This window comes from Pseudomonas sp. Ant30-3 (assembly GCF_000690905.1).
Lineage (GTDB): Bacteria > Pseudomonadota > Gammaproteobacteria > Pseudomonadales > Pseudomonadaceae > Aquipseudomonas.
Map to the genome: position 1 here is coordinate 1 of NZ_JMCL01000186.1, position 6,370 is coordinate 6,370.

The 6,370-nt window shown below is 59.7% G+C and carries 5 protein-coding genes; 3 read left to right on the plus strand and 2 right to left on the minus strand.

Annotation, left to right across the window (positions count from 1 at the left end):
- Nucleotides 1-135: 135 nt before the first annotated feature.
- Nucleotides 136-804 carry an isoprenoid biosynthesis glyoxalase ElbB gene (gene elbB / locus DU29_RS0128500; protein ID WP_028624752.1) on the minus strand — a complete coding sequence of 223 codons (669 nt, stop codon included), beginning with the start codon at nt 802-804 and terminating at the stop codon, nt 136-138.
- Nucleotides 805-919: 115 nt separating this feature from the next.
- On the opposite strand from elbB, the gene DU29_RS0128505 reads away from it, so the two are divergent.
- A complete protein-coding gene (locus DU29_RS0128505; protein WP_028624753.1) occupies nt 920-2,155 on the plus strand; it encodes a sterol desaturase family protein in 1,236 nt (411 codons plus the stop codon).
- On the opposite strand, the gene DU29_RS0128510 is transcribed toward DU29_RS0128505, so the two are convergent.
- A complete protein-coding gene (locus tag DU29_RS0128510; protein ID WP_028624754.1) occupies nt 2,136-2,768 on the minus strand; it encodes a DedA family protein in 633 nt (210 codons plus the stop codon). The genes DU29_RS0128505 and DU29_RS0128510 overlap by 20 nt on opposite strands.
- Nucleotides 2,769-2,976: 208 nt before the next feature.
- Between DU29_RS0128510 and hemB the strand changes: the two genes are divergently transcribed.
- On the plus strand, nt 2,977-3,990 hold the full coding sequence (gene hemB, locus DU29_RS0128515) for a porphobilinogen synthase (protein WP_028624755.1): 1,014 nt from the start codon (nt 2,977-2,979) through the stop codon (nt 3,988-3,990).
- Between the two features lie 18 nt (nt 3,991-4,008).
- Nucleotides 4,009-6,228: a polyphosphate kinase 1 gene (ppk1, locus tag DU29_RS0128520; protein ID WP_028624756.1), complete on the plus strand. Its 2,220-nt coding sequence runs from the start codon at nt 4,009-4,011 to the stop codon at nt 6,226-6,228.
- The last annotated feature ends 142 nt before the right edge of the window (nt 6,229-6,370 follow it).

Consider the following 6,370-nt stretch of genomic DNA (forward strand, 5'->3'; position numbering starts at 1 on the left):
GAGGGAGCTTGCTCCCGCTGGGTTGCGAAGCGGCCCAAGTACGATCCTTCAGGAAGACTGCGGCATCTGCTATTACGCCTGCTGCGCAGCCGAGCGGGAGCAAGCTCCCTCGCCACAATAGCTCCTCGAACTGGGTTACTCGTCGTTTTCGTGGGTGAGTTCGAGGACACGATCAACCAGTTTGTTGATGCCGGACGCCGCCTCGCTGATCGTCTGCGCCAGCATGTAGGCCGGTGTGCTCACCAGTTTGCGTGCCTTGTCCTCGACGATGTCGGTCACCGCGCACTCGGTATGAGTAGCCCCCATTTTGTTCATCGCTGCCGCCGTGTCGGCATCATTGCCGATCGTGCAGGTCACGCCCGGGCCGTAGATTTTCGCCGCCAGCGCCGGCGAAATGCAGATCAACCCTACCGGTTTGCCGGCTTCGGCAAACGCTTCCGTCAAAGCCAGTACCTCAGGTTGTACCGAGCAGCCGGCACCTTCAATGGCAAAGTTCGACAGGTTTTTGGCCGAGCCGAAACCGCCGGGCACAATCAGCGCATCGAAATCCTCGACGTTCGCTTCACGCAGATCCTTGATGTTGCCCCGGGCAATCCGCGCCGATTCCACCAGCACATTGCGCGACTCCGGCATCTCTTCGCCGTTCAGGTGATTGATCACATGCAACTGGGCGATATTGGGCGCGAAGCACTGCACCTGGGCGCCACGCTGGTCCAGACGGAGCAGGGTGATCACGCTTTCGTGGATCTCGGCGCCGTCGTAGACGCCACAGCCGGAAAGGATCACTGCGACTTTTTTGCTCATGGTCTTTTCTCCTTGTTTATGGCGTTAAATGTCCACTAATTTGTCACTCGTTGCCATAGGGTTAATTCACGGCTACACCTAGGATCTGTCCTCTGGATTCTGATCAGGGCGCGTCATGGACTTCATTCTGTATGCGGTGCCGTTTTTCTTCGTGCTGATCGCTGCCGAGCTGTTGGCCGACCGTTGGCGTGGGGTCAGCAATTATCGGCTGGCCGACGCCATCAACAGCATCAGCACCGGCGTGCTGTCGACCACCACCGGCCTGCTGACCAAGGGTGTCGGCCTGGTCAGCTACGCGTTTGCCCTCAAGCACCTGGCGTTGTTTGAACTCGCGGCCGACAGCGTCTGGGTCTGGGTTTTCGCTTTCGTGCTCTATGACTTTTGCTATTACTGGCTGCATCGCATGGGCCATGAACGCAACATCCTCTGGGCGGCGCATTCGGTGCATCACCAGAGCGAGGACTACAACCTCTCCACGGCGTTGCGCCAGACCAGCACCGGCTTCCTGCTGAGCTGGATTTTCTATCTGCCGATGGCCGTGCTCGGCTTGCCGTTGGTGGTGTTCGTCAGCGTTGCGGCGCTGAACCTGCTGTATCAGTTCTGGGTGCACACGCGGCACATTCCAAAGCTCGGCTGGTTCGAGTGGTTCTTCGTTACGCCATCCAATCATCGGGCCCACCATGCACAGAACGCTCTCTACATGGATCGCAACTACGGCGGGGTGTTCATTATTTGGGACCGTCTATTTGGCTCGTTCCAGGAAGAGGACGATAACGAGCCGGTGATTTTCGGCGTGACTACGCCATTGGCGAGCTGGAATCCGCTATGGGCCAACGTGCAGTTTTATGCGCAGCTGTGGGCCGACGCGCGACGGGCGCAGAGCAAGTGGGACAAGCTGCGGATCTGGTTCATGCGCACCGGATGGCGCCCGGCAGACGTCGCCGCCAAATACCCAATGAGCAAGCCAGACTTAAGCCTGTTCCGCAAATACGAGGTGCCGCTGGATTCACGTCAGCAGATTTATGTGCTGCTGCAGTTCTGCGTGTACATCGCGCTGGGCAGCTACCTGATGAATTTCGAGCAGCAGCTGCCCACCCCGGCATTAGTGCTTGGCTGGAGCGCGGTGGCGTTGGGGCTGTTCGTGCTGGGCGTGGCGCTGGAGAATCGCCCGTGGGCGTGGAAGCTTGAGTTGTTGCGGCTGGCATCGAACCTGCCAGTGGTGTGGCTCGCGCCATTGGCCGGGCTGTGGCCAGCCAGTGCGATCAGTTGGGTTGCGTTGCTCAGTTACAGCTTGCTCAGCGCAATCGGTCTCTACTGCTGCAGAAACCGTCTTACTCGATGGGCGTCGTAGGCCCGGCGGACTTGGCCTGTTCGGCTTTCAACGCCTGCTCGTCTGCGTAGATTTTCTTCGCCAGACGGGCATTCTTGAAACGTCGACGCAGCCACAGGCCCACGCCGAGCACGAGCAGCGCGCCGAGTACCCACAATTCGTATTTCTTCACGCTGCCGAGCATGCCTTCCAGCACCGCGCCGAAATGATAGGCGGCAGCGGCCAGTGCGCAGGCCCAGATCGCAGCGCCAATGCCGTTAAGCAGCAGATAACGTGCTGGTGGATAACCCGACAAGCCAATCGCCACTGGCATGACGGTGCGTAATCCATAAACGAAGCGGAAGCTCAGCACCCAGATGTCCGGATGCCGGCGGATATGTTCAAGTGCCCGGTCACCCATCAATTGCCAGCGAGGTTTGCGCGCCAGAAGCTTGCGGCCGTGCTTGCGTCCCAGGAAATACCACAATTGGTCACCGGCATAACTGCCGCAGAACGCCACAATCGCGACGATCGTGATGTCCATGTAACCGCGGAACGCAAGAAAGCCTGCGAGCACCAGGATGGTTTCGCCTTCAAAGAAGGTGCCGAGAAACAGGGCGAAATACCCGAATTCCTGAAGAAATTGCTGGAGCATTGTCTGGGTGCTGGCGAAATGAACGCGCAGCCTAACCCTTCAGGCACATTCATGAAAGTGTCCAAATGCGTCTCGACGTGAAGAATTCCTACAAGGACAATGGAAAGCGCCTACCTGTCATAGGGGTGCACATAACTGTAATACCACCGTCATAATGGCCGCTTATAACTGTCACGCTCGCCCGTCAGCGCGGGCTCAGGAGTCTGCCGTGAGCTTTACCCCTGCCAACCGTCTGTTCCCCGCCACCCGATTGCGCCGCAACCGTCGTGATGTTTTCTCGCGTCGACTGGTCCGTGAAAGCGTGTTGACCGTCGATGACCTGATCCTGCCGGTGTTCGTGCTCGACGGCGAAAACCGTCGCGAGGCGGTGGCCTCGATGCCGGGTGTCGAGCGTTTGACCATCGACCTGCTGCTTGAAGAAGCGGCAAAGTGGGTCGAGCTGGGGATTCCGGCGCTGGCACTGTTCCCGGTGACCCCGCCAGAGCTCAAGTCGCTGGATGCGGCCGAAGCCTGGAACCCTGACGGTATTGCCCAACGTGCCACGCGTGCGTTGCGTGCGCGCTTCCCTGAACTGGGTGTGATCACCGACGTGGCCCTCGACCCGTTCACCACCCACGGCCAGGACGGTATCCTCGACGACGAAGGCTACGTGCAGAATGACATTACCGTCGATGCACTGGTTCGACAGGCGCTGTCCCATGCTGCCGCCGGTGCCCAGGTCGTCGCGCCCTCGGACATGATGGACGGTCGCATCCAGGCGATCCGCGAAGCCCTTGAACTGGCCGATCACGTCAATGTGCGGATCATGGCCTACTCGGCCAAATACGCCAGCGCCTATTACGGCCCGTTCCGCGATGCGGTGGGGTCGGCGTCGAACCTGGGCAAGGCCAACAAGGCCTCGTACCAGATGGACCCGGCCAACAGCAACGAAGCCCTGCATGAGGTGGCGGCCGACTTGTCAGAAGGCGCGGACATGGTCATGGTCAAACCGGGCATGCCTTACCTGGACATCCTTTACCGCGTCAAAGAAGAATTCAAAGTCCCGACTTTTGTTTATCAAGTCAGCGGCGAATACGCCATGCACATGGCGGCAATCCAGAATGGCTGGTTGAGCGAAGGGGTTATCCTTGAATCCCTGACCGCTTTTAAACGTGCAGGCGCTGACGGCATCCTGACTTACTTTGCCGCCCGTGCTGCTCAACTGTTACGAGAGCAACAATAGCCCTCCCAGGAACATTCCATGAATACCGAAGGCCTCACTGAAGTTGCCGTAAAAGAAGCTCTGCCGGTGGTCGAGCAAGTCGTCGAAACCCCGCCGGAACTGGAGCCAGCTCCACCCGCGATCGTGGCCGAAACGACGGCGGCGCCAGCGATTGCCACCCCCGGCCTGGATGACAGCAGCCTGTACATCCATCGCGAGCTCTCGCAATTGCAGTTCAACATCCGCGTGCTGGAACAGGCGCTGGATGAGTCCTACCCGTTGCTTGAGCGGCTGAAGTTTCTGCTGATCTTCTCCAGTAACCTCGACGAGTTCTTCGAAATTCGCGTGGCCGGCCTCAAGAAGCAGATCACGTTCGCCCGCGAACAGGCCGGCGCCGATGGTCTGCAGCCGCATCAGGCGTTGGCGCGCATCAGCGAACTGGTGCACGGTCACGTCGACCGTCAATACGCGATCCTCAACGACATTCTGTTGCCGGAACTGGAAAAACATCAGGTCCGCTTCATCCGTCGGCGTCACTGGACCACCAAGATCAAAACCTGGGTGCGCCGTTATTTCCGCGACGAGATCGCGCCGATCATCACCCCGATCGGCCTCGACCCGACGCACCCGTTCCCGTTGCTGGTGAACAAGAGCCTGAACTTTATCGTCGAGCTGGAAGGTATCGACGCCTTCGGTCGCGATTCCGGTCTGGCGATCATTCCGGCACCACGCCTGCTGCCTCGGGTCATCAAGGTCCCGGAAGAAGTCGGCGGGGCCGGCGACAACTACGTGTTCCTGTCGTCGATGATCCACGCACACGCTGATGACCTGTTCCAGGGCATGAAGGTCAAGGGTTGCTACCAGTTCCGTCTGACCCGAAATGCCGACCTGGCGCTGGATTCCGAGGACGTCGAAGACCTGGCCCGCGCGTTGCGCGGTGAACTGTTCTCCCGCCGTTACGGCGACGCGGTCCGTCTGGAAGTGGCAGATACGTGCCCGAAACTCCTGTCCGACTACCTGCTCAAGCAGTTCAACCTGCACGAGTCCGAGCTCTACCAGGTCAACGGCCCGGTCAACCTGACCCGTCTGTTCAGCATCACCGGCCTCGACAGCCAGCGCGAATTGCAATACCTGCCGTTCACGCCGCAGATCCCGAAACTGCTGCAAAACAGCGAGAACATCTTCAGCGTGATCAGCAAGCAGGACATCTTGCTGCTGCACCCCTTCGAGTCGTTCACCCCGGTGGTCGACCTGCTGCGTCAGGCAGCGAAAGACCCGCATGTATTGGCGGTTCGTCAGACCCTGTACCGCTCCGGCGCCAACTCGGAAATTGTCGATGCGCTGGTCGATGCCGCGCGCAACGGCAAGGAAGTCACGGCGGTGATCGAGTTGCGTGCGCGGTTCGACGAAGAGTCCAACCTGCAACTGGCCAGCCGCCTGCAAGCGGCCGGTGCGGTAGTGATCTACGGCGTGGTCGGTTTCAAGACGCACGCCAAGATGATGCTGATCCTGCGTCGCGAGGCGGGCGAAATCGTTCGTTACGCGCACTTGGGGACGGGTAACTACCACGCCGCCAACGCCCGTCTGTACACCGACTACAGCCTGCTGACGTCCGACGATGCCTTGTGCGAAGACGTCGGCAAACTGTTCAGCCAGTTGATCGGCATGGGTAAAACCCTGCGGATGAAGAAGCTGCTGCACGCGCCGTTCACACTGAAGAAAGGCATGCTCGACATGATTGCCCGCGAGACGCAGTTCGCACTCGACGGCAAACCGGCGCACATCATTGCCAAGTTCAACTCATTGACTGACCCGAAAGTCATTCGTGCGTTGTACAAGGCCAGCCAGTCCGGTGTGCGCATCGATCTGGTGGTGCGCGGCATGTGCTGCCTGCGTCCGGGCATTGCCGGGGTATCGCACAACATTCACGTGCGCTCGATCATCGGCCGCTTCCTTGAGCACACGCGGGTGTTCTACTTCCTCAATGGCGGCGAGGAGCAGATGTTCCTTTCCAGCGCCGACTGGATGGAGCGCAACCTCGACAAGCGCGTCGAGACTTGCTTCCCGGTCGAGGGCAAGAAGCTGATCATGCGGGTCAAGAAGGAGCTGGAGCTTTATCTGACCGACAACACCCATAGCTGGAGCCTGCAGGCGGACGGTCGTTACATCCGCAACACGCCAACCGGCAACCAGAACCCGCGCAGTGCGCAGGCGACGCTGCTGGAGCGCTTGGGCAGCCCGATTCTGGCCGTGCGTTAACCCTCACGGGGGCATAAAAAATGGCGATCCCTGCGGATCGCCATTTTTTTTGCCAGATGGAAAACCGTGGCGAGGGAGCTTGCTCCCGCTGGACTGCGCAGCAGGCCTTTTTTGGGGCCGCTTCGCAGCCCAGCGGGAGCAA